Annotated in this window: 21 protein-coding genes; 13 read left to right on the forward strand and 8 right to left on the reverse strand. The window is 33.4% G+C overall.

All coding sequences use genetic code 11. From position 1 onward, the window contains the following. The first annotated feature begins 99 nt into the window (after positions 1-99). From ACNRYB_RS00495 to yiaA, 5 genes are all read left to right on the forward strand, one after another. A complete protein-coding gene (locus tag ACNRYB_RS00495; RefSeq protein ID WP_008464858.1) occupies positions 100-609 on the forward strand; it encodes an RNA polymerase sigma factor in 510 nt (169 codons plus the stop codon). Continuing rightward, complete coding sequence (locus ACNRYB_RS00500) at positions 596-1,057, forward strand: hypothetical protein (protein ID WP_129748061.1); 462 nt, start codon at positions 596-598, stop codon at positions 1,055-1,057. Before ACNRYB_RS00495 ends, ACNRYB_RS00500 begins: the two co-directional genes overlap by 14 nt. Before the next feature lie 15 nt (positions 1,058-1,072). After that, complete coding sequence (locus ACNRYB_RS00505) at positions 1,073-1,600, forward strand: DUF4252 domain-containing protein (protein ID WP_129748060.1); 528 nt, start codon at positions 1,073-1,075, stop codon at positions 1,598-1,600. 2 nt (positions 1,601-1,602) lie between these two features. After that, positions 1,603-2,142, forward strand: coding sequence for a DUF4252 domain-containing protein (locus ACNRYB_RS00510; RefSeq protein ID WP_473728944.1), 540 nt, complete (start codon positions 1,603-1,605; stop codon positions 2,140-2,142). A gap of 149 nt (positions 2,143-2,291) precedes the next feature. Then, on the forward strand, positions 2,292-2,690 hold the full coding sequence (yiaA, locus tag ACNRYB_RS00515) for an inner membrane protein YiaA (protein ID WP_091497352.1): 399 nt from the start codon (positions 2,292-2,294) through the stop codon (positions 2,688-2,690). A 380-nt stretch (positions 2,691-3,070) separates the two neighbouring features. Here the strand turns inward: yiaA and carB are convergent, their stop codons facing one another. Together carB and rpmH are read right to left on the reverse strand one after the other, a co-directional pair. Beyond that, complete coding sequence (gene carB, locus ACNRYB_RS00520; protein ID WP_473728945.1) at positions 3,071-5,926, reverse strand: carbamoyl-phosphate synthase large subunit; 2,856 nt, start codon at positions 5,924-5,926, stop codon at positions 3,071-3,073. A 143-nt stretch (positions 5,927-6,069) separates the two neighbouring features. Continuing rightward, entirely contained in the window at positions 6,070-6,231 is a 162-nt protein-coding gene (rpmH, locus tag ACNRYB_RS00525) for a 50S ribosomal protein L34 (protein ID WP_008464848.1), read from the reverse strand. Between the two features lie 168 nt (positions 6,232-6,399). Between rpmH and ACNRYB_RS00530 the strand changes: the two genes are divergently transcribed. Continuing rightward, positions 6,400-6,915, forward strand: coding sequence for a hypothetical protein (locus ACNRYB_RS00530; protein WP_008464839.1), 516 nt, complete (start codon positions 6,400-6,402; stop codon positions 6,913-6,915). Positions 6,916-7,244: 329 nt separating this feature from the next. Here ACNRYB_RS00530 and ACNRYB_RS00535 read toward each other — a convergent pair whose 3' ends face one another. Next, complete coding sequence (locus ACNRYB_RS00535; protein WP_035691271.1) at positions 7,245-7,901, reverse strand: alpha/beta hydrolase family protein; 657 nt, start codon at positions 7,899-7,901, stop codon at positions 7,245-7,247. Between the two features lie 294 nt (positions 7,902-8,195). Here ACNRYB_RS00535 and ACNRYB_RS00540 point away from each other — a divergent pair, with 294 nt between their 5' ends. Then, positions 8,196-8,498, forward strand: a complete 303-nt coding sequence (locus ACNRYB_RS00540) for a GNAT family N-acetyltransferase (protein ID WP_473728946.1) — start codon at positions 8,196-8,198, stop codon at positions 8,496-8,498. Here the strand turns inward: ACNRYB_RS00540 and ACNRYB_RS00545 are convergent. The 3 genes from ACNRYB_RS00545 to ACNRYB_RS00555 all read right to left on the reverse strand — a co-directional run bounded on the left by ACNRYB_RS00545 (position 8,495) and on the right by ACNRYB_RS00555 (position 12,971). After that, positions 8,495-9,925, reverse strand: a complete 1,431-nt coding sequence (locus ACNRYB_RS00545; RefSeq protein WP_008464830.1) for an anion permease — start codon at positions 9,923-9,925, stop codon at positions 8,495-8,497. The two genes, ACNRYB_RS00540 and ACNRYB_RS00545, sit on opposite strands and share 4 nt — an antisense overlap. A gap of 19 nt (positions 9,926-9,944) precedes the next feature. Then, a complete protein-coding gene (locus ACNRYB_RS00550) occupies positions 9,945-11,090 on the reverse strand; it encodes a porin (RefSeq protein ID WP_129748057.1) in 1,146 nt (381 codons plus the stop codon). 246 nt (positions 11,091-11,336) lie between these two features. Then, positions 11,337-12,971, reverse strand: a complete 1,635-nt coding sequence (locus ACNRYB_RS00555) for an ABC-F family ATP-binding cassette domain-containing protein (protein WP_473728947.1) — start codon at positions 12,969-12,971, stop codon at positions 11,337-11,339. A 279-nt stretch (positions 12,972-13,250) separates the two neighbouring features. On the opposite strand from ACNRYB_RS00555, the gene ACNRYB_RS00560 reads away from it, so the two are divergent. Further along, entirely contained in the window at positions 13,251-13,694 is a 444-nt protein-coding gene (locus ACNRYB_RS00560) for a PepSY-like domain-containing protein (protein ID WP_129748055.1), read from the forward strand. Positions 13,695-13,828: 134 nt separating this feature from the next. On the opposite strand, the gene ACNRYB_RS00565 is transcribed toward ACNRYB_RS00560, so the two are convergent. Beyond that, on the reverse strand, positions 13,829-15,004 hold the full coding sequence (locus tag ACNRYB_RS00565; RefSeq protein ID WP_129748054.1) for a GlmU family protein: 1,176 nt from the start codon (positions 15,002-15,004) through the stop codon (positions 13,829-13,831). 160 nt (positions 15,005-15,164) lie between these two features. Then, positions 15,165-15,419 (reverse strand): type B 50S ribosomal protein L31, encoded by a 255-nt coding sequence (locus ACNRYB_RS00570; protein WP_008464817.1) that lies wholly within the window; start codon positions 15,417-15,419, stop codon positions 15,165-15,167. A 248-nt stretch (positions 15,420-15,667) separates the two neighbouring features. Here ACNRYB_RS00570 and ACNRYB_RS00575 point away from each other — a divergent pair, with 248 nt between their 5' ends. The 5 genes from ACNRYB_RS00575 to ACNRYB_RS00595 all read left to right on the forward strand — a co-directional run bounded on the left by ACNRYB_RS00575 (position 15,668) and on the right by ACNRYB_RS00595 (position 21,935). Then, a complete protein-coding gene (locus ACNRYB_RS00575) occupies positions 15,668-16,198 on the forward strand; it encodes a DUF4199 domain-containing protein (RefSeq protein WP_129748053.1) in 531 nt (176 codons plus the stop codon). Positions 16,199-16,206: 8 nt separating this feature from the next. Beyond that, complete coding sequence (locus ACNRYB_RS00580) at positions 16,207-17,163, forward strand: glycosyltransferase family 2 protein (RefSeq protein WP_129748052.1); 957 nt, start codon at positions 16,207-16,209, stop codon at positions 17,161-17,163. A 119-nt stretch (positions 17,164-17,282) separates the two neighbouring features. After that, on the forward strand, positions 17,283-19,010 hold the full coding sequence (locus ACNRYB_RS00585; protein ID WP_129748051.1) for a phospho-sugar mutase: 1,728 nt from the start codon (positions 17,283-17,285) through the stop codon (positions 19,008-19,010). 266 nt (positions 19,011-19,276) lie between these two features. Continuing rightward, positions 19,277-21,106, forward strand: coding sequence for an ABC transporter ATP-binding protein (locus tag ACNRYB_RS00590; protein WP_129748050.1), 1,830 nt, complete (start codon positions 19,277-19,279; stop codon positions 21,104-21,106). Positions 21,107-21,233: 127 nt separating this feature from the next. Then, positions 21,234-21,935 carry a hypothetical protein gene (locus ACNRYB_RS00595; protein WP_129748049.1) on the forward strand — a complete coding sequence of 234 codons (702 nt, stop codon included), beginning with the start codon at positions 21,234-21,236 and terminating at the stop codon, positions 21,933-21,935. Positions 21,936-21,996: the final 61 nt, after the last annotated feature.

Genomic DNA, 21,996 nt, shown 5'->3' on the forward strand with positions numbered 1-21,996 from the left:
GCAGTATTTTTTTTACATAAAAAAAATTTCTTTTTTGCTGTAACAAATATAATTGTGCATCGTCTTGAATATATAAGCTAACGATTAACCATCATATTAATGAACCAAGTTGTATTTATAGAATTAATAAATCCTTTTAAAGACAAAGTTTTTCGTCTGGCAAAAAGATTGCTTACTAGCACCGAAGAAGCAGAAGATGCGACTCAGGAAGTAATGGTAAAATTATGGAACAAAAAAGATAATCTGCAAAGCTACAATAGCGTCGAAGCATTGGCTATGACAATGACAAAAAACTATTGCCTCGATCAGCTAAAATCTAAAAGAGCCAGTAATCTGCAAATTGTCCATAATAATTTTACCGATCGGCAACCGCAATTAGATAAAAAATTAGAAGACCAAGACAGTTTAGAATGGGTCGAAAAAATTATAAACGAAATGCCCGAACAAATGCAACTGTTAATTCAGCTTCGGGATGTTGAACAATATGAATTTGAAGAAATAGCCAAAATCGTAAATATGAACGAAACAGCAATACGAGTGGCACTTTCGAGAGCGAGAAAAAAAATTAGAGAATCAATGACAAATACACACCTTTATGGAACTAAATAAAATAGAAGAGATATTAGAAAAATACTTTCAGGGAGAAACTTCTATTGCCGAAGAAAATCAATTAAAAGAATACTTTTCTTCATCAAATGTTGCGCAGCATTTGGAGCAATACAAACCTATGTTTGACTATTTCTCTCAAGCAAGAGAACAGAAATCGACGTATGAGATTCCACTACAAACTAAGAAACGAAACGTAGCGTGGTTATCGATTGCAGCTTCTGCTGTTGTTTTGCTCGGAATCGGAACTTACTTTTTTGTTAGCGAAAAAAATGACACTACTGCAGTAGCTTCGCAAACCGAATTAGGAACTTACGATGATCCCGAAGAAGCTTTAAAAGCGACTCAAAAAGCTTTGGCTTTATTATCAAACAATGTTAATGTAGGTATTGAAAGTGTGCACTACATTAAAGAATATGAACAATCAAAAAACAAAATCTTTAAACAGTAATTAAACAAAATAATCATGAGAAATTTCATTATAACTTTAGTCTTCGCATTCGTTTCAACCACATTTTATGCACAAAGTGCTTTTGATAAATTTGATGGTCAGGATGACGTAACCTCAGTAATTGTAAACAAAAAAATGTTTGATTTAATGAGCAAAGTAAAAACTGACGCTTCTGATAAAGAGACGCAGCAATATATTGCTCTAATCAAAAAACTGGATTACTTAAAAGTGTTTACCACTAAAAATCCAAAAATCGAAGCCGACATGAAAGCTACTGCCGACAAATATGTAAAAACTGCCGGTTTAGAAGAATTAATGCGCGTAAATGATGGCGGAAAAAATGTTAGAATAATGGTAAAATCTGGCGCTACAGATACACAGATAAAAGAACTTTTAATGTATGTTGACGGTGCAAAAAATGACGAAACCGTTTTATTATCACTAACTGGTAATTTTGACTTAAACGAGATTTCAGTATTAACAGATAAAATGCAGCTTCCTGGCGGTACAGACCTAAAGAAAGCTTCTAAAGGCAAAAAATAAAAATGAGAACAAATATCTTCATCTTAGCACTTACAGCTCTTCTAACTTTGGGAAGCTGTAATTCTGAACCTTCACTGCAAAAATATTTTGTAGAGAATTCGGAGAAAAAAGATTTTATTGCTTTGGATATTTCACCAAATATTTTGAATGTCGATAAAACAAAATTATCGGCAGAGCAAAACGAAGCCCTGAATTCGTTTGATAAAATGAATATTCTGGCTTTCAAAGCTGATCAGAACAATCAAACAGAGTTTGAAACAGAAAGAAACAAAGTAAAAGCCATATTAAAAGATCCGAAGTATCAGGAATTAATGAAGTTTGGTTCAGGTAAAGAAGGTGCTTCTGTAAGCTATGTTGGAAGTGACGACAATATTAAAGAGTTTGTCATTTTTGCCAACAGAAAAGAAAATGGTTTTGCAGTAGTCCGTGTGTTAGGCGAAGATATGAATCCGAATAACATTATGACCTTAATGTCTGTTTTGCAAAATTCAAAAATAGACATGGAACAGCTAAAACCTTTAGAGCAATTGCTAAAAAAATAAAACATCTTACTTTTTTGCAAGGAGAAAAGCTCCAATCATGGAGCTTTTTCTTTTACATGTTTGAAAGATTTTACTGAACAAAATAACAGCGTTTTATTTTGGCATGAATCTAATTTAATTATATTTGTGGCTTACCAAAATAATAAATTATGATACAAAAAACATCAAATGCCTTTATCGCGGCATCTTGGGTTGCGCTTGGAGCTGGAACAATCGGTTTTATTGTTGGACTTGCCAGAGCCGAAATGCTTTTAAACGAAAAAGGATATTATTTCACCGTTTTAATGTTCGGACTTTTTGCCGTTGTCTCTTTACAAAAAAGCGTAAGAGACCGATTAGAAAAACTTCCTGTTACTGATATTTACTACGGAATCTGCTGGTTTGGAACATTATTATCAATCGTTCTTTTAGTTGTCGGATTATGGAATGCAACTATTTTACCAAGCGAAAAAGGTTTTTATGCTTTTGCTTTCCTATTAGCATTGTTCGGTGCAATTTCAGTACAAAAAAATACAAGAGACAATATGAATTTTAATCAAAACGAATAAGATTTATAATTAATTTAAAATACTAAAGGGGCTGCTTCAAATACTGAAACAGCCCCTTTGTTATTTTATCCCTTTAATGAAACACAACTTTAGCGTTGTATTTTTATACTGAGCTTTCATTCCGTAGGAATGTCCCGTCGGTAGAAAAAAACAGCTAACAGCAATATTTACGTTCCATAGGAACGTTTGATTATTGGGTTGTTTAAAAAATGATGTCAATACCAAACGTTCCTACGGAACGTAATATAACGACAACAACACAATATTTCTACCAACACAATATTTCTACCAACAAAATGTTCCTATGGAACATCTAAACGTATAAAACAAAAAAAGCTCCAATTTACATTGGAGCTTTTCTTTTATAATAGAATCTGAGATTATTTACTCAAATACATTTTTCTTCTAGAGTATAACTCGTAGAATTGATCGTCTTTTAAGTCATCAATAAACAAGATACTTTCTCCTGTTGATTTCATTTCTGGCCCTAACGCTTTGTTTACGTTCGGGAATTTGCTGAAAGAGAAAACTGGTTGTTTGATTGCATAACCGTTTAATTGTGGGTTGAAATCAAAGTCAGTTACTTTATTGTGACCTAACATTACTTTTGTAGCATAGTTTACATAAGGTTCTCCATAAGCTTTTGCAATAAACGGAACCGTTCTTGAAGCTCTTGGGTTTGCCTCGATAATGTAAACTGTATCATCTTTAATCGCGAACTGAATATTGATTAAACCAACCGTTTTTAAAGCTCTAGCAATTTTATGCGTATGATCTTTAATTTGTTGCATTACAAATTCTCCTAAGTTGAAAGGAGGCAATGTTGCATTACTATCTCCAGAGTGAACTCCACAAGGCTCAATGTGCTCCATAATTCCGATGATGTAAACATTTCCGTCAGCATCACAGATCGCATCAGCTTCTGCTTCGATTGCTCCTGCTAAATAGTGATCCAGAAGTAATTTGTTTCCTGGAATTGCTTTCAACAAATCGATAACATGCTCTTCAAGCTCTTTTTTGTTGATTACAATTTTCATTCCCTGACCTCCTAATACATAAGAAGGACGAATTAAAAGTGGAAAATCTAAAGTATCTGCTAATTTTGAAGCTTCGTCAGCAGTTTCAGCGATTCCGAATCTTGGGAAAGGAATGTGTAATTCAGTCAATAAGTCTGAGAAACGTCCTCTATCTTCAGCCAAGTCAAGTGCATCAAAACTAGTTCCGATGATTTTCACACCGTATTTAGATAATTTATCCGCCAATTTAAGAGCTGTCTGACCACCAAGCTGAACGATTACACCTTCAGGTTTTTCGTGTTGGATAATGTCATAAATATGCTCCCAGAAAACTGGCTCGAAGTATAATTTATCAGCAGTATCAAAGTCTGTAGAAACCGTTTCAGGATTACAGTTAATCATGATGGTTTCGTAACCGCATTCTTTAGCAGCTAAAACTCCGTGCACACAAGAGTAATCAAACTCGATTCCTTGCCCAATTCTATTTGGTCCAGAACCTAAAACAATCACTTTCTTTCTGTCAGTAAGGATACTTTCGTTATCTACATAACGCTCTCCGTTTGCCTTTTCGATTTCTGCCTCAAAAGTTGAGTAGTAATAAGGTGTTTTTGCTTTAAACTCAGCCGCACAAGTATCAACCAATTTGAACACACGGTTGATGTTCATGTTCATACGCAAAGTGTGCACTTCACTTTCTAAACAACTCATCATGTGAGCGATTTGTCTGTCTGCGAAACCTTTTTGTTTTGCCTCAAGCAATAATTCTTTAGGAAGATTCGAAACTTTGTAGTTTGAAATTTCTTTTTCTAAAGTATAAAGCTCTTCGTATCGTTTTAAGAACCACATATCGATTCTTGTAATTTCGTGGATTGTGCTCAACGGGATTCCCATTGCGATTGCATCGTAAATTACGAATACACGATCCCAACTTGCATAAGTTAGTTTCTCGATAATTTGTTCGTAATTTTTGTATCCTTTTCCGTCAGCACCTAAACCGTTTCTCTTAATTTCTAGAGATTGAGTTGCTTTGTGAAGCGCTTCTTGGAAAGAACGTCCGATTCCCATAACCTCACCTACAGATTTCATCTGAAGTCCTAAAGTTCTGTCTGAACCTTCAAATTTATCGAAGTTCCAACGTGGTATTTTTACGATTACATAATCTAAAGTTGGTTCAAAAAGAGCCGAAGTAGATTTAGTAATTTGATTTTGCAATTCATCTAAGTTGTATCCTAAAGCTAGTTTAGAAGCAATTTTTGCAATTGGATAACCCGTTGCTTTTGATGCTAAAGCAGAAGAACGAGATACACGAGGGTTGATCTCGATTGCTACGATATCTTCTTTTTCGTCTGGCGAAACTGCGAATTGTACGTTACATCCTCCAGCAAAATTTCCGATACTTCTCATCATTAAGATAGCGTAGTCACGTAATTTTTGGAAAGTTGTATCAGATAAAGTCATCGCTGGCGCTACTGTAATCGAATCTCCAGTGTGGATTCCCATTGGGTCCATATTTTCGATCGAACAGATAATTACAACGTTGTCATTTTTATCTCTTAAAAGCTCTAACTCGTACTCTTTCCATCCCATCAAAGCTTTGTCGATCAAAACTTCATGAATTGGAGAAGCTTCAAGTCCACGAGTTAAAAGCTCATCAAAATCTTCTTTTTTGTACACCACAGCTGCTCCTGTTCCTCCAAGTGTAAACGAAGGACGAATTACAAGCGGGAAGCCAAACTCTTGAGCAATTTCTTTTCCTTCCAAGTAAGAAGTAGCTGTTTTTGCTGGCGCAGTTGGCACATTAATTTTTTCTAAAAGCTGTTTAAATTGCTCTCTGTCTTCAGTAATATTAATTGCATTTACATCAACACCGATTAATCTCACTCCAAAATCTTGCCAAATTCCTTTTTCTTCAGCCTCCAAACACAAGTTCAAAGCAGTTTGCCCACCCATTGTTGGAAGAACTGCATCAATTTGCGGATGTTCCTTAAGAATCTCAATAATCGATTTTGTCGTTAAAGGTTTCAAATAAATATGATCGGCCATAGATGGGTCGGTCATAATCGTCGCTGGATTCGAGTTAATCAAGATAACCTCAATTCCTTCTTCACGAATCGAGCGTGCAGATTGAGATCCCGCATAATCGAATTCGCAAGCTTGGCCAATAACAATAGGTCCTGAACCTATTATTAAAACTGATTTTATTGATGTGTCTTTAGGCATTTTGTATGTATTGTGTAGTTATTTACGATTTAAAAACCTCTCTAGTGCGTTATAAACTAGAAAGTTGAAAAAATTTGTACCGAAAAGGTATAAAAAAAGGCGATACTAAAAAAGTAATCGCCTTATGTATGTTTATACAAACATTATTTTTTGTGTCTAGGCTCGCTAGAAACAGTTAATTTATGTCTTCCTTTTGCTCTTCTACGCGCTAGAACTTTTCTTCCATTCGCAGAAGCCATTCTGTCCATAAATCCGTGCTTATTTCTTCTTTTTCTTTTCGATGGTTGAAATGTTCTTTTGCTCATTGCTTTGTATCTTTAAAAATGGTATCTATTAACTTATTAATTTGTTTTTGATATCGTTATTCAAAAACCGAGTGCAAATATACAAAGACTTTTTTTTCTAGCAAGTACTTTTATAAAAATATTTTTAATTCCTTTTACTATCTTTGCAATCACAAATTTACATTAATTATGTTTCACAAAAATATTAAACTTATTTTGGCCGGACTTCTTGTAGTGGCGGGCATTTGGCAATTTACAGAAAGTAATATCGGAAATGGAATCTTTCTTATATTATTGACTGCAATTCCGATTTTTCTTTATTTCAAAAACGAATTTATCCTTTTAGCTTTCCTTAAATTAAGAAAACAAGACTTCGCAGGAGCTAATAAATGGTTATCATATATCAAAAATCCAGAAGGTGCATTAGTAAGAAAACAACAAGGATACTTAAACTATTTGCAAGGTATCATGTTATCTCAAACGAACATCAACCAGGCAGAGAAACATTTTAAAAAAGCAATCGAACTTGGACTATCAATGGATATGGATTTAGCTGTAGCTAAATTAAACCTTGCAGGAGTTGCAATGTCTCGCAGAAGAAAACTGGAAGCGACTAATTTACTTAACGAAGCTAAAAAATTAGACAAACAAGGAATGCTGAAAGAGCAAATCTCTATGATGAAAGAACAAATGAAAAAAATCTAACGATTTTTTAAATTCTAAAATATTAGAAATCCCAAATTCCAAAAGAGTTTGGGATTTTTTTATTGTAGATTTTTGAGTTTAGATTTTAGATTTTTCTTAACTGACATTTTCCGCATAGTTTGTCATCCTGAGGAACGAAGGATCTCCGTAAGAAACTCCGCAAAGTAAATTACCAATCTTTGTCGAGCTACTTGCGAAGATTTCTCCCTACGGTCGAAATGACAAGATTGCGTGTAAAATTCTTAAATACATCTTTATCAAAGTTTTAAACTTTGATAAAGATTACAAATCCACAAAGTACTGGAATTTGGATTTTTTAAAATTGGAATTTAATCTAGTATTATCGAAGGTAAATTCTCATTCAGCCATTTATATTTATTGAGAATCATAATATGCGTTCCTCCTTTAACCAAAATGCATTTATCAATATATTTAATTGGAAAAACTTCATCTTGATCTCCGTGAATGTGCACTACATTTTCGTCAATTTTATCTCGATCCCATAAGATCACACTTTCTACAGCCCATTGCAGATAACCTAAATCGCGTACAGATAGAAACTTCTCGTATAATTTTATTCTCTTATTGACTTTTTCTCCAAAAGAAAACTTGGCAAGCTTTTCAATATTAAGAATCAACTGCATCGGAATTAGTTTATAAGCTTTTGTTCGCTTTCCTATTTTCATTCTTCTAGGAAATTCATGATTGCTTCTTACACTTGATATAATAATGACTTTTCGCGCTTTTATATGCTTCGAAATTTCCTGAACTAAAATTCCTCCAAAAGAAACTCCGATTAAAACAGGATTTTCTTCTTTTATGTTTTTACTAATTCGAAGCGCATAATCTGATAAAGATTCTTTTGGGTTTGGAATTTCCCACTCGAGAAGATGCGTTTCAAAAATATTTTCATCCAATTTTATCCTTTCAAAAATAGATGAACTCGCTGCCAGACCCGGCATAAAATAAACTGGAATTTTACTCATAACATTAAAATGAAATTACCATTGGGATATTTATTCTTAAAAAATAAAGTTACTTCTTTTAATATCATGATAATCAAATTTCAGACCTATTTATTACATCTGACTCAAAAAATCAAACTTCAAAACAATAACTTAAAGTTTACAGCTGCAAAAAATAATTTAATATTGAAAATCAAATGATTACCTTTGCATTTCGAAATATTTTTTGGACTTAAATCTTATAAAGAATTTTCTTTCAATACGTATTTCGAATCCCAAATTCACTATTTACCAATAACCTAACAAGAAATTACTATGGAAACATCTGTAACTATGGAAATCAAAGACAACACATTTGCACGCCAATTCGAAACTATCATCCCTGAAGGAATGTTAGCAGTTGAGTATCAATTTCAAGAAAAGAAAATCTTTTTAACCAAAATCAACAAACCTGATTCGTACGAAAACGAAGAAACGATCAATACCTTACTTAAGAATATTTTAGATTTAAGTTCTGAAAAAAATTACAGAGTAGTTCCTATCCATCCAAAGATTGTTTCATTTTTCAAGAAAAACCCTAAATATAAAGAGTTACTTCCTCCAGGAATTAGAATCTAAAAATATCCAATAATTCGGAGCCACAATCCTCCAATTACCATATAGATCAAGAGCATAACCAAACCGGTTATAAGCCCTTTGACCCACCAACTCTTTAGGTCAACGTAGCCGCTCCCGAAAAATACGGGTGCCGGGCCATGACCATAATGCGTTAAAGTTCCGTAAAGAGATCCGACGAAACCAAGCATAAATGCTAGCAGTAACCCAGGAATTCCGAGCGAAACACCAACACCAAGTAAAGCCGCATACATTGCTGCAACGTGTGCGGTTGCACTTGCGAAAAGATAATGACTAAAGAAATACACTAATATAATAATCGGAAAAGCCATCTGCCAGCTTAACCCGCCAATTTCTGCTTTCACTAAATCGCTAAACCAAGCAATAAAACCTAATTCGTTAAGCGAACTGGCCATCATTACCAAAACAGAGAACCAAACTATAGTATCCCAAGCTCCTTTTTCGGCTTTTACATCATCCCAAGTCAATACTGAAGTCAAAAGCAAAATTACCAACCCTATAAAGGCAGTTGTAGTTGCATCGATAGAAAATAAATCTCCTGTCATCCAAAGGAAAAGCAGAATAAAAAATGTTAGCAACATCATCCATTCATTTCTTGTTATCGCCCCCATTTCTTTTAATTTCTGCGTTGCTATCTGCGGAGCATCACCAGTTTTTTTTAATTCTGGAGGATAAATTTTGTAAAGCACAAATGGAATTACAATAAAAGCACACAAACCCGGAACAATCGCAGCAGCTGCCCATGACATCCAGCTGATTTTTATCCCTAAATTCAAAGCAAACTTCTGACACATTGGATTACTTGCAGTTCCTGTTAAAAACATAGAAGAAGCAATCAAATTCATGTTATAACTATTCAATGTCAAATATGCCCCTAATTTCCTATGTGTTTCAGGTTTGTCTGGCATTGAACCAAAACTCATTGACATTGATTTCATAATCGGATAAACAATTCCTCCTCCTCTAGCGGTATTACTCGGAACGGCTGGCGCTAGAACCAAATCTGCCAATCCTAAACCATAAGCCAATCCTAAAGAACTTTTCCCAAATATTTTTATGAATAAAAAAGCAATTCTATTTCCAAGACCTGTTTTTATAAATCCTCTTGCTATGAAAAACGAAATTCCAATCAGCCAGATTACTTTATCGCCAAATCCTTTTAATGCTAATGTGATCGATTTTCCAGGATCTCCTGGAGCCAAAACCTGAGACATAGCTGTCAAAGCAATTGCAATCATACACATAGTTCCCATCGGAGCTGCTTTTAAGATGATTCCTAAAATAGTAGCTACGAAAATGGCAAATAAATGCCAAGCCTCTGTCACAACGCCTTCTGGAGCTGGAATAAACCAAATGGCAACTAAAACTGCCAGCGTAATTAGGGTCTGTGGAATTTTTACTTCTTTCATAAAACAAAAATTAAGTGAATTAAATTCTGAGCTGTAACTGAATTAAAAATAAATTATCGTTGTAGGTTGATGTATCTGGGATGCTTTTATCGAATCTGTCAATCTCAAATCCCATTTCGATACGGCCTGTATACGATTTTCCGAATTCTAAACTAATCATTGGCGTATAAGTGGTACGCACGTTTGAATTGATTTTATAACTAGGGTCGAAAGTTTCGTAACGACACGACAATTCAAGCGCAGTAAGTTTTTGATAATTTACCTCATATCTAAAGTTTGGCAAGAAATAAATGCCACGCATTTGATAATCGGCAACATTATCTGTTCGGCTTTCAACAGGCAAAGAATAATATAAATTATGGTTTGTTCCCTGTTTATACTCTATTTGCAAATCAAAACTAAGTTTATCTGTCACTTTAAAATCACTCGTAATGTCGGCTCCAATTGCAAAGACATCTTCTTTAAAAACTTTTCCAAAACCACCGTTCAAGCCCAGATTAATTTTATGTTCTTTTGACAAACCAAAAACCCATCTTGAAGAATATTGCTTTCCGTTATCTTTATCCATTTCCTGATTTTTCCCATTTCCATTTAAAACCGAAATAGCATAATTCACTGGAATTTTCCCAATATCAAAAGCTCCAGTTGCCGAGGCTCCAATTTGAAAACTTGTCCATCCGTTTTTCCCGAATTCATAATATTGATTTGAAAAGTCAAAAGACTTAATAATATCTACTGGAACAAGCTCTTCAATACCAAAAGCTGGACGAAACTGCCCTCCTGTTAGAGCAATATATTTATTGAAAGTATATTTTCCGTAGGCATTTTCAAGAACTTTACCTTTTGTATCTGACTTAAAATCTGCCAAATTAACCAGAATAACAATTTCTGTGGTTTCGCTTAATTTGGTATTTAATCCCACACGCATTCTTTTTATATCAAAAGAACTTTGAACTGCATCTCCTGTTGAATGCTGAGTTCCTAAAACATCTACATTATCTCCAAAACTTTCTAAATATCTCGCCTGAAGGAGTCCTTTTAACTGAAACTGCGGATATTTTACTTCATCATTCTCTTTTTTATCGGTTTTATCTACTCCTTGATTCAAATCGCCTTGGGCATGTAAAAAAGTTGGCGTGATAAAAAAAAGAAAAAAAAATGGCATTAGTAGACTTTTACTCATAGGCTTAAAATAAATTAAAACATTAATGCTTATATAGCGATTTAAAAATCAGCTCTTTATTCTTGAGTTCAAAAGTTAACTGCTTAAGTCAACAGGAAAATGGAAGTACTAAAATAACAAAAAAAGATATTTTATGTAAAAAAAATTGCATTAAAATATTGTTACAATAACAAAAAAAAAGGCATAAGATTAAAACTTATGCCCTTTTTCAAATTTTAATGAAAAATATTATTTCTCGATTTCTCTAATTGAGTCCATTTTCTTATGCGCTAAGAAACCTGCCACATCTTCAAAATGTTCTTTTACTCGTTTATTTCCGAATTCAAAAACCTTAGTTGCTAATCCGTCAAGGAAATCACGATCGTGAGAAACTAGGATCAAAGTTCCGTCAAAATCACGCAAAGCATCTTTAATAATGTCTTTGGTTTTCATATCAAGGTGGTTTGAAGGCTCATCCAGAATCAACAAGTTTACTGGCTCCAACAATAATTTGATCATTGCCAAACGAGTTTTTTCTCCTCCAGAAAGCACTTTTACTTTTTTTGTAATATCATCACCTTGGAACATGAAAGCTCCTAAAATATTTTTAATCTGTGTTCTAATATCTCCAACAGCAATATTATCGATGGTTTCAAAAATAGTTGCATTTTCATCTAACAAAGAAGCTTGATTTTGCGCAAAATATCCAATTTGCGCATTATGTCCGATTTCAACGCTTCCAGAATCAACGCCGATTTCCTTCATGATCGCTTTAATCATTGTCGATTTACCTTCACCATTTTTTCCAACAAAAGCCACTTTTTGACCTCGTTCGATAACAATATTGGCATCTTTGAAAACAACGTGATCTCCATACGATTTAGACATTTCCTTTACAATAACCGGATATTGTCCTGAACGTGGTGCTGGAGGGAATTTTAATCGCAATGCCGAAGTATCTACTTCGTCAACCTGAACAATTTCTAATTTTTCAAGCATTTTCACACGAGACTGTACTGCATCTGTTTTAGAAAATGTTCCTTTAAAACGCTCAATAAAAGCACGATTTTCAGCAATCATTTTTTGCTGCTCATCGTATGCTTTCTGCTGGTGAATTCTACGATCTTTTCTTAATTCTAAGTAATGAGAATATTTTGCTTTATAATCGTAAATTCTTCCCATTGTAACTTCGATAGTTCTGTTTGTAATGTTATCTACAAACGCTCTATCGTGCGAAATTACCACAACGGCTTTTGCTTGAGTCAACAAGAAGTCTTCTAACCATTGAATACTCTCAATATCCATGTGGTTGGTAGGCTCATCTAGCAAAATCAAATCTGGTTTTCTTAAAAGAATTTTAGCCAATTCGATACGCATTCTCCATCCTCCAGAAAACTCAGAAGTCTGACGTGTAAAATCTTCGCGTTCGAATCCAAGACCTGATAATACTTTTTCAACTTCGGCTTCATAATTCACTTCTTCGATAGCATAAAATTTCTCGCTTAAGTCAGAAACTCTTTCGATCAATTTCATGTATTCGTCACTTTCATAATCAGTACGAACTGTCAGCTGCTCATTGATATCATCGATTTCAGATTTCATTTTAAAAATTTCACTGAATGCTTTAGATGCTTCTTCCATTACTGTCGCACCATCTTCAGTAAGCAAATGCTGAGGCAAATAGGCAATTACAGCTTCTTTTGGAGCCGAAATATTTCCTGTAGAAGGTTTGTTTACACCAGCAATTATTTTTAAAAGTGTAGATTTTCCTGCACCATTTTTACCCATAAGGGCAATTTTATCATTTTCATTAATAGCAAAAGAAACATCGCTAAAAAGTGTAGTTCCGCCAAACTGAACCGAAATATCGTTAACTGTAATCATTTGTGTTTGTGAATTTTGTTTAATCGGTTAATCGTTTATTTGACTACCCATTTTTTTCGTGCTGCAAAGATAGATTTAATTAGATAATGTCCCAATTTGATAATTAGATAATTTTGAAAATGTGATAATTAGATAATTTGCCAATGAGACAATTTGATAATGCAAAAATTTAAAAGAATTAAACAAAGCCTAAATTGCAAAGAATCAAACCAAATCGATTTGTTTCTATTTTTAAAATTTAAATCTTACCTTGTATAAGAATTTAAAAATCAGCAAAATATGAAAACGAAACTAAAACTGGCTGTTTACGTAATTGCAGGACTGATGATTGGTTTTTCTGCAAATGCTCAAAAAACTGTAATTAAAAAAGAAGCTTTACCTGGAAATGCACAAACCTTCTTAAAAACACATTTTGGATCTAAAAAACCGAGCTATATTTTACAAGACAAAGAAATTCTTTCTACAGAATACAAAGTTCAGTTTGACAATAAAATTGAAATTGAATTTGACAAAAAAGGAAATTGGAAAGAAGTGGACGCCAAAACTGGCAAAGTCCCAAAATCTATTGTTCCAAAAAAAATTGCTTCTTATATAAAAGAAAATTTCCCTAAAGAAGACGTAACCAAAATAGAAATCGAATCTTCTGGTTATGAAACAAAACTAACCAATGGTTTAGAATTAAAATTCAATATGAAAGGAGATTTTATTAAGATTGACAAATAAGTTGAATTTGAAAATGTGTCAATTAGAAAATTAGAAAATTCTCTAAAACCTCAAAATAACAAAACCCGACAAGTTTTAAAAACCTGTCGGGTTTGCAAAAAATTATCTAATTTTCAAATTGACTAATTATCTAATTAGTCTTTTCTCCATTTTTTAGTTTCTTCGAAAATATGCTCCATAATTGCAGCTTCAGTTGCATCGAATTCTATATTTCTTCGGCTCATTACCAATCTTGCTGTTTCAAAAGCTTTTTTAGTTACATAAGTTGTAAATCCAGCCGCGCCGCCCCAAGAAAAACTTGGAACAAAGTTGCGAGGAAATCCGCTTCCGAAAATATTAGCGCTTACCCCAACCACAGTTCCTGTATTAAACATCGTGTTGATTCCGCATTTACTGTGATCTCCCATCATTAAACCACAAAACTGAAGTCCAGTTTTTGCAAAACCTTCTGTTTCGTAGCTCCATAATTTCACTTCTTCATAATTATTTTTCAGGTTCGAGTTATTAGAATCTGCCCCAATATTGCACCATTCTCCTAAAACTGAATCTCCTAAAAATCCCTCATGCCCTTTATTTGAATTAGCAAAAAGAACCGAGTTTTTAACCTCGCCTCCTATTCGGCTTCCAGGTCCAACAGTTGTTGCTCCATAAACCTTAGCAGACATTTTTACCATTGCATTTTCGCATAAAGCGAATGGCCCGCGAATTACGGTTCCTTCCATAATTTCGGTATTCTTACCTATATATATAGGACCAGTCGATGCATTTAAAGTTACAAACTCTAGCTTTGCTCCTTCTTCGATAAAAATATTCTCTGGCGAAATTACATTAACACTCTTAGGAATTGGCTGAGAGGTTCGGTCTTCAGTCAGATATTTAAAATCCTGACGAATCGCAGCATCGTTTTTAGAAAAAATATCCCAAGTATGCTCGATCGTGATACAATCTTCATTGTACTGAATAATTTCGTAAGAATCAAAATCGACTTCTTCCTGATTTTCGTTCGCAAAAAACGCAATTACGTCCTCCCCTTTAAAGATTGCCTGGTTTTCTGTCAAATTAGAAACCATCTCTGCAAGAGTATCATTTGGCAAATACGCTGCGTTGATCATTACATTTTCCTCCATTTCAACCATTGGGAATTTCTCCGATAAATATTCCTCTGTTATAGTCGTGATTGTCGAACCAAGATATTTTTCCCATTTCTGGCGAATAGTCATAATTCCTACCAAAATATCAGCTACCGGCCGTGTAAAAGTAAAGGGTAATAAAGCATTCCGAACGGGACCGTCGAAAAGAATGTAGTTCATAAATAATTGAGTGTTTGTTAAAATTTGATTTGGTTACCTGGCTTCAAAGTTACAAATATTTTACGGGTTTAATTAAAAACCGTTTTAACGAAAAGTAATATTTAACGCATAAAAAAAGCCTTCCAGAATTGGAAGGCTTTTGTATAATTTAAAACAGCTATTATTTTTTAGCGTGTTTAGCATATTTAGTTTTGAATTTATCAATACGTCCTGCAGTATCGATAAGTTTAGATTTACCAGTATAGAAAGGGTGAGATGTTCTAGAAATCTCCATTTTTACAACTGGATACTCAACTCCGTCAACTTCAATTGTTTCTTTTGTATCTGCAGTAGATTTAGTGATAAAAACCTCATCATTCGACATGTCTTTAAATGCAACTAATCTGTAATTTTCTGGGTGAATTCCTTTTTTCATCTTTTCTTTTATTTATTGTTTGGAGCACTTTTATTTTGAAGCTTTTTCATGGTTAGAAAAAGGTGTAAACAAATAATACTCTTTTTTGTTTAAAAATTTAATTATTTTTGAGTGTGCAAATTTACAATTCTTTTTTAATAAACAAACAGTTAGCTTACTTTTTTTTAGTTTATTTCGAAAAGCTTTTTTTATATCCGATTATAGTGGGAATTACTATATTTGTGGATTAATTTTAAACATATCGAAATATGATTAATGAAGTTATAAAAAAGAATGGAGTTACGTATGGTGTAATGATCGGAATTGCATCGGCTTTGGTTACTGCTACAATCTATGCTATTGATTTAAACCTATTTACCGCTTGGTGGATGGGAATACTAGGAATCGTAATAAGCCTTACAATTAGTATCATTTTGCTTTCTAAAACTAAGAAAGATTTAAACGGTGTTTTTCCTTTTAAAGATGCTTTTACTACTTATTTTATAGCTGCAGTAATCGGTATTTTAATATCAACAACTTTCAACATTGTATTATTTAATGTAATTGATCCAGGCGCAAAGGAGACTTTGAACGAAATTATGATCAAATATACTGTTGGTATGATGCAGAAATTTGGCACACCAGCCTCAGCAATTAATGAAGCTGTTGCTAAGATGAAAGAAAGCAGTCCTTATTCTACATTCGAATTATTAAAAGGATCTATTTTTGCAATCGTAATTAGTGCCATTTTTGGATTAATTTTCGCAGCATTTTTCAAAAGCAAATCTACACAAGAATAAAACTATAAATGAATTTATCTATACTTATACCGCTTCTAAACGAGGAGGAATCACTTAAAGAACTCTACACTTGGATCATTAAAGTGATGCAGTCTAACAATTACTCTTATGAAATCATTTTTGTAGATGATGGTAGTACAGATAATTCTTGGCAGATTATTGAAGGTTTCTCTAACGAAAATCCTAATGTAAAAGGAATTCGTTTCATGAAAAACTTTGGTAAATCTCAGGCTTTGCATGCTGGTTTTGCAAAAGCAAAAGGCGATGTTATTATTACAATGGATGCTGACTTGCAAGATAGTCCAGATGAAATTCCTGAATTGTATGAAATGATTGTGAATCAGAAATACGATTTGGTTTCTGGTTGGAAAAAGAAACGTTACGATTCTGTTGTGGCAAAAAATCTTCCGTCAAAATTATTCAACTGGGCTGCCAGAAAAACTTCTGGTGTTGAACTGAATGATTTTAACTGCGGATTGAAAGCTTACAAAAATGTCGTGGTAAAAAACATTGAGGTTTCTGGAGAAATGCACCGCTATATCCCTGTTTTGGCTAAAAATGCTGGATTTGCAAAAATTGGCGAAAAAGTGGTAATTCACCAAGCTAGAAAATATGGTGAAACTAAATTTGGAATGGAGCGTTTTATAAACGGATTCCTAGATTTGATTACCATTTGGTTTTTATCGAGATTCGGAAAAAGACCAATGCATTTATTTGGCGCTATGGGTTCTTTAATGTTTATTATCGGATTTTTAGCAGCTGGATACATTGGAATTTCTAAACTGTACCATATGTATACTGGAATGAAATATAGCTTGGTTACCAACAATCCTTGGTTTTATATTGCTTTAACGACCATGATTTTGGGAACTCAGTTATTTTTAGCAGGATTCTTGGGTGAAATTATTTTAAGAACAAAAAATAACGAAGCAAGATATAAAGTAGCACGAGAGGTTAATTTTTAAAAAACTTTTTTAAGGTATATTTTTAAATCTACGTCTAATTAAGATATAAAAATATTCCATAAAGCACCTTAAACTCTCAATAACAAACTATTTTTAAACAAACATAAAACGAAATCTAAATGAATATAGCACCAAATATATTAAATGCTGTAAACGAATGGCTGACGCCAACATTTGATCAAGAAACGCAAGCCGCGGTTAAAGAATTAATGACGACTTCACCAAAAGAACTTGAAGAGAGTTTTTACAAAAACTTAGAATTCGGAACTGGAGGAATGCGCGGTGTTATGGGTGTTGGCGACAACAGAATCAACAAATATACACTTGGAAAAAATACTCAGGGATTATCTGATTATCTGCATAAAGTTTTTCCAAACGAACCTTTAAAAGTAGTCATTGCTTACGATTGTCGCCATAATAGTAACACGTTAGCAAAAGTGGTAGCTGATGTTTTCTCAGCAAACGGAATTCAAGTTTATTTATTCTCCGATTTGAGACCAACTCCAGAATTGTCTTTTGCTCTTAAATATTTAAAATGCCAATGCGGAATTGTTTTAACAGCTTCTCACAATCCGCCAGAATACAACGGTTATAAAGTATATTGGCAAGATGGCGGACAAATTGTTCCTCCGCAAGACAAAGAAATTGTCAATGTGATTGAAAGTTTAGGTTATGACAAAATCAAATTTAATGCAAACGAAAGTTTGATTCAGTACATTGACACAGAACTTGACAAAGCCTTTATAAAATCATCTATCGAAAACGCAAGTTTTAATACTCCAGCTGAAGCTAAAGACAATCTTCATATTGTATTTACTTCATTGCACGGAACTTCTATAAAATCAATTCCAGATGTTTTATCGCAAGCTGGATATAAAAATGTTCATATTGTTCCTGAACAAGCTGTACCAGACGGAGACTTCCCAACAGTAAAATCTCCAAACCCAGAAGAGCCAGAAGCTTTAACAATGGCTTTAGCTTTGGCTGACAAAACAAATTCTGACATTGTAGTAGGAACAGATCCTGACTGCGACCGTTTAGGAGTTGCTGTTCGTAACAATGATGGCAAAATGATTTTATTGAACGGAAACCAAACGATGGTTTTAATGACTTCTTTCTTATTGAAACAATGGAAAAAAGCAGGCAAACTTAACGGAAAACAATTCGTTGGTTCAACAATCGTTTCGACTCCAATGATGATGGAATTGGCAACAAGTTATGGCGTTGAGTGCAAAGTTGGTTTGACAGGATTTAAATGGATCGCAAAAATGATCAAAGATTTTCCTGAACTAGAATTTATCGGAGGCGGTGAAGAAAGTTTCGGATTTATGGTTGGAGACGCAGTTAGAGATAAAGACGCAGTTGCTGCCACTTTATTAATATGCGAAGTTGCCGCTCAAGCTAAAGCTGCAGGAAGCTCTGTTTATAAAGAACTTTTACAGCTTTATGTTGAAAATGGTTTTTATAAAGAATTCTTAGTTTCTTTAACCAAAAAAGGAATGGAAGGCTTACAGGAAATCAATCAAATGATGATCGATTTACGTGAAAATCCTTTGAAAGAAATTAACGGACAAAGAGTGGTAATGGTTGAAGACTATCAATCGTCTATTGCTTTAAATTTATTAGACGGTTCAGAATCGACAATGGATATTCCGAAATCAAATGTATTGATTTATTATACTGAAGACGGTTCTAAAATTTGCGCAAGACCAAGCGGAACTGAACCTAAAATTAAATTCTACATTAGTGTGAATGCCGAAATCGAATCGGTTTCTGATTTTGATGAAGCTGAAAGCTTCTTAGATCAAAAAATTCAAAACATTATTGCAGATATGCAGTTGAATTAAATAAATCCTTTTTTTTGAAAGTAACTGCCATTTGCAAATAGTCTTTAAAAACAAGGAGTCCAATATTTAAAACTCTGATTTGCATTTCTTAAAGATGCAAAATCAGAGTTTTTTTTATAAAAAAAACTAAAAAGAAATTGAAAACAGTCCAATTGGATTAATTTTGTGCAGTAAAAATTCGTCAACATGAATTCTTATAACAAAAAATATAGTGATAAAACTCAAGCAAGCATAACCAAGCAGAAAAAAATAACATCCAAAAATAAATGAGTAATTTCAAAAAAATAGTTCCTTTTATATACCCTTATAAGAAGTATGCGTTCTTAAATATCTTTTTCAATATTTTGTATGCGCTTTTCAGCACACTTTCTTTTGTGGCTTTAATTCCGATGCTTCAGGTTTTATTTGACCAGACAAAAGCCAGACACGAAAAACCGGTTTATGAAGGTATTTTAAAATTGCAGCAATATGGTGAAGACTATTTAAGCTACTACATTACTACAACAAAAGGCAATCATGACCCAGGTTATATTTTAGCCATAATGGTAACAATTATAATTTCGATCTTCTTATTAAAAAACTTAGCCGATTATTTAGCTATGTTTTTTATCACTTTTTTACGAAATGGAGTTTTACAAGACATGCGAAATGCTATGTACAAGAAAACACTGGAACTTCCTTTGGCATTTTATTCTGAAAAAAGAAAAGGAGATGTCATTTCAAGAATTTCAGCTGACGTAAACGAGGTGCAAAACTCTTTTCTAGCCATATTAGAGCTTATAGTAAAAGAACCTTTAACTATCATTTTCACCATCACAACAATGCTGATCATCAGCACCAAGTTAACCTTATTTGTATTCATCTTTATTCCGATTTCTGGTTATATCATTTCTTTAATCGGAAAACAATTGAAAAAGCAATCAACAAAAGCACAAGAAGAGCAAGGCACTTTTTTATCTACGATTGAGGAAACTATTGGCGGATTAAAAGTTGTAAAAGGATATAATGCTGAAAACTATTTCAATACTGTTTTTCAAAATTCAACTCAGCGCTTTTTTAATTTATCAAATAAAATAGGAAACCGTCAGAACTTAGCTTCTCCTGCAAGTGAATTTATGGGAATTACTGTTATTGCTATTCTATTATGGTATGGAGGACAAATGGTTTTAATTGACAAAACTCTAAGCGGCCCTTCGTTTATTGCCTACATGGGATTAGCCTATAACATTCTTACTCCTGCAAAAGCAATTTCTAAAGCTTCATACGGAGTAAAAAGAGGAAACGCAGCAGCAGAACGTGTTCTTGAAGTTTTAGACCAAGAAAATACTATTGTTTCTAAAGAAAACGCCATCGAAAAAACAACTTTTGATGACAACATCAGCGTTCAGAATATCAACTTTAAATATGAAAATGAAAATGTTTTAAAAGACTTTTCTCTTGAAATTAAAAAAGGACAAACTGTTGCACTTGTTGGACAATCTGGAAGCGGGAAAAGTACTATTGCGAATTTATTGACTCGTTTTTATGACGTAAATGAAGGTTCTATTTCTATAGACGGAATCAACATTAAAGACATGAATCTTCACTCACTTAGAAGTTTGATGGGATTGGTAACGCAAGATAGCATTTTGTTTAATGATACGATAAAAGCCAATATTTCTTTAGGAAAATTAGACGCTACTGATGATGAAATTATCGAAGCTTTAAAAATCGCAAATGCTTATGAGTTCGTTAAAGATCTTCCAAAAGGCATTTACACCAATATTGGAGACAGTGGAAACAAGCTTTCAGGAGGTCAAAAACAACGTTTATCTATTGCACGCGCCGTATTGAAAAATCCACCGATTATGATTTTGGATGAAGCAACATCTGCATTGGATACAGAAAGTGAAAAATTTGTTCAGGTTGCATTGGAAAACATGATGCAAAATAGAACATCGATCGTAATTGCACACCGTCTTTCCACAATTCAAAAAGCAGATTTAATTGTGGTTATGCAAAAAGGAAAAATCGTTGAGCAAGGAACACACGATGAATTAATTTCAAAAAATGGGACTTACAATAAGCTGGTAACAATGCAGTCTTTCGAATCGTAAGTTTTTCACATAAAAAATAATCTCACACAGATTAAGGAAATATTAAAACTCAGTTTAATTTCTTTAATCTGTGTTTATTTTTATAACTTTAGGATAGTTAAAGATTGAAATTTAATTCTTTCAGAAAATGTATCTTAACAACCCCAACATAAAACTTCCCGACGATCCCGATACTATTGTTTGGAAGTATCTAGACCTATCCAAATTTCTAGATTTATTGCTTTCGAAGAAACTTTTTATGTCGCGTTCAGACAAGTTTGAAGATCAATATGAAGGAACTTTCAGCGAACCTACTTACGAAGAGATTAAAAAACTTGCAGCAGATAATTCCGAGTTTTTAAGTTATTACAAAACGCATCGCGAAAAAGTAGCGATTAGCAGTTGGCATATTAACGAATACGAATCATTTGCCATGTGGCAGATTTTCACCAAAAACAATGAAGGCTTGGCCATTCAGTCCACCATAAGAAGACTTCAGAAAGCTGTAAAGCCAGAAAACAATTATGATCAGTTTATTGGCGAAGTAAACTACATTGACTATAAAAAAGAATACATTCCGTTTGATGATTTATTCTTTCCGTTCTTATTTAAAAGAAAAAGTTTTCAATACGAAAGAGAAGTCCGTATCCTGAGTGACACTTCTAAAAGCGACATCAAATTAAACGATGGATTAAAGATCAACGTCGACATCAATCAATTAATTGAAAAAATATACATTCACCCAAAATCTGAAAACTGGTACAAAAAATTAGTAATAGAATTGGTAGAACGCTTAGGTTTTGGTTTCGAAATTGAAAAATCGGATCTAGAGAGCGACATATTGATTTAAAGGTTCTGAGGCGCTGAGTTTTTCTCTTGCCACAGATTAAAAAGATTAAAAAGATTTTTTC

This window comes from Flavobacterium sp. CR10 (assembly GCF_055814415.1).

Excerpts from the sequence above, each read along its gene's own strand:
- ACNRYB_RS00495 (WP_008464858.1), top strand. The coding sequence starts at position 100 with ATGAACCAAGTTGTATTTATAGAATTAATAAATCCTTTTAAAGACAAA.
- ACNRYB_RS00500 (WP_129748061.1), top strand. The coding sequence starts at position 596 with ATGGAACTAAATAAAATAGAAGAGATATTAGAAAAATACTTTCAGGGA.
- ACNRYB_RS00505 (WP_129748060.1), top strand. The coding sequence starts at position 1,073 with ATGAGAAATTTCATTATAACTTTAGTCTTCGCATTCGTTTCAACCACA.
- ACNRYB_RS00510 (WP_473728944.1), top strand. The coding sequence starts at position 1,603 with ATGAGAACAAATATCTTCATCTTAGCACTTACAGCTCTTCTAACTTTG.
- yiaA (WP_091497352.1), top strand. The coding sequence starts at position 2,292 with ATGATACAAAAAACATCAAATGCCTTTATCGCGGCATCTTGGGTTGCG.
- carB (WP_473728945.1), bottom strand. The coding sequence starts at position 5,926 with ATGCCTAAAGACACATCAATAAAATCAGTTTTAATAATAGGTTCAGGA.
- rpmH (WP_008464848.1), bottom strand. The coding sequence starts at position 6,231 with ATGAGCAAAAGAACATTTCAACCATCGAAAAGAAAAAGAAGAAATAAG.
- ACNRYB_RS00530 (WP_008464839.1), top strand. The coding sequence starts at position 6,400 with ATGTTTCACAAAAATATTAAACTTATTTTGGCCGGACTTCTTGTAGTG.
- ACNRYB_RS00535 (WP_035691271.1), bottom strand. The coding sequence starts at position 7,901 with ATGAGTAAAATTCCAGTTTATTTTATGCCGGGTCTGGCAGCGAGTTCA.
- ACNRYB_RS00540 (WP_473728946.1), top strand. The coding sequence starts at position 8,196 with ATGGAAACATCTGTAACTATGGAAATCAAAGACAACACATTTGCACGC.
- ACNRYB_RS00545 (WP_008464830.1), bottom strand. The coding sequence starts at position 9,925 with ATGAAAGAAGTAAAAATTCCACAGACCCTAATTACGCTGGCAGTTTTA.
- ACNRYB_RS00550 (WP_129748057.1), bottom strand. The coding sequence starts at position 11,090 with ATGCCATTTTTTTTTCTTTTTTTTATCACGCCAACTTTTTTACATGCC.
- ACNRYB_RS00555 (WP_473728947.1), bottom strand. The coding sequence starts at position 12,971 with ATGATTACAGTTAACGATATTTCGGTTCAGTTTGGCGGAACTACACTT.
- ACNRYB_RS00560 (WP_129748055.1), top strand. The coding sequence starts at position 13,251 with ATGAAAACGAAACTAAAACTGGCTGTTTACGTAATTGCAGGACTGATG.
- ACNRYB_RS00565 (WP_129748054.1), bottom strand. The coding sequence starts at position 15,004 with ATGAACTACATTCTTTTCGACGGTCCCGTTCGGAATGCTTTATTACCC.
- ACNRYB_RS00570 (WP_008464817.1), bottom strand. The coding sequence starts at position 15,419 with ATGAAAAAAGGAATTCACCCAGAAAATTACAGATTAGTTGCATTTAAA.
- ACNRYB_RS00575 (WP_129748053.1), top strand. The coding sequence starts at position 15,668 with ATGATTAATGAAGTTATAAAAAAGAATGGAGTTACGTATGGTGTAATG.
- ACNRYB_RS00580 (WP_129748052.1), top strand. The coding sequence starts at position 16,207 with ATGAATTTATCTATACTTATACCGCTTCTAAACGAGGAGGAATCACTT.
- ACNRYB_RS00585 (WP_129748051.1), top strand. The coding sequence starts at position 17,283 with ATGAATATAGCACCAAATATATTAAATGCTGTAAACGAATGGCTGACG.
- ACNRYB_RS00590 (WP_129748050.1), top strand. The coding sequence starts at position 19,277 with ATGAGTAATTTCAAAAAAATAGTTCCTTTTATATACCCTTATAAGAAG.
- ACNRYB_RS00595 (WP_129748049.1), top strand. The coding sequence starts at position 21,234 with ATGTATCTTAACAACCCCAACATAAAACTTCCCGACGATCCCGATACT.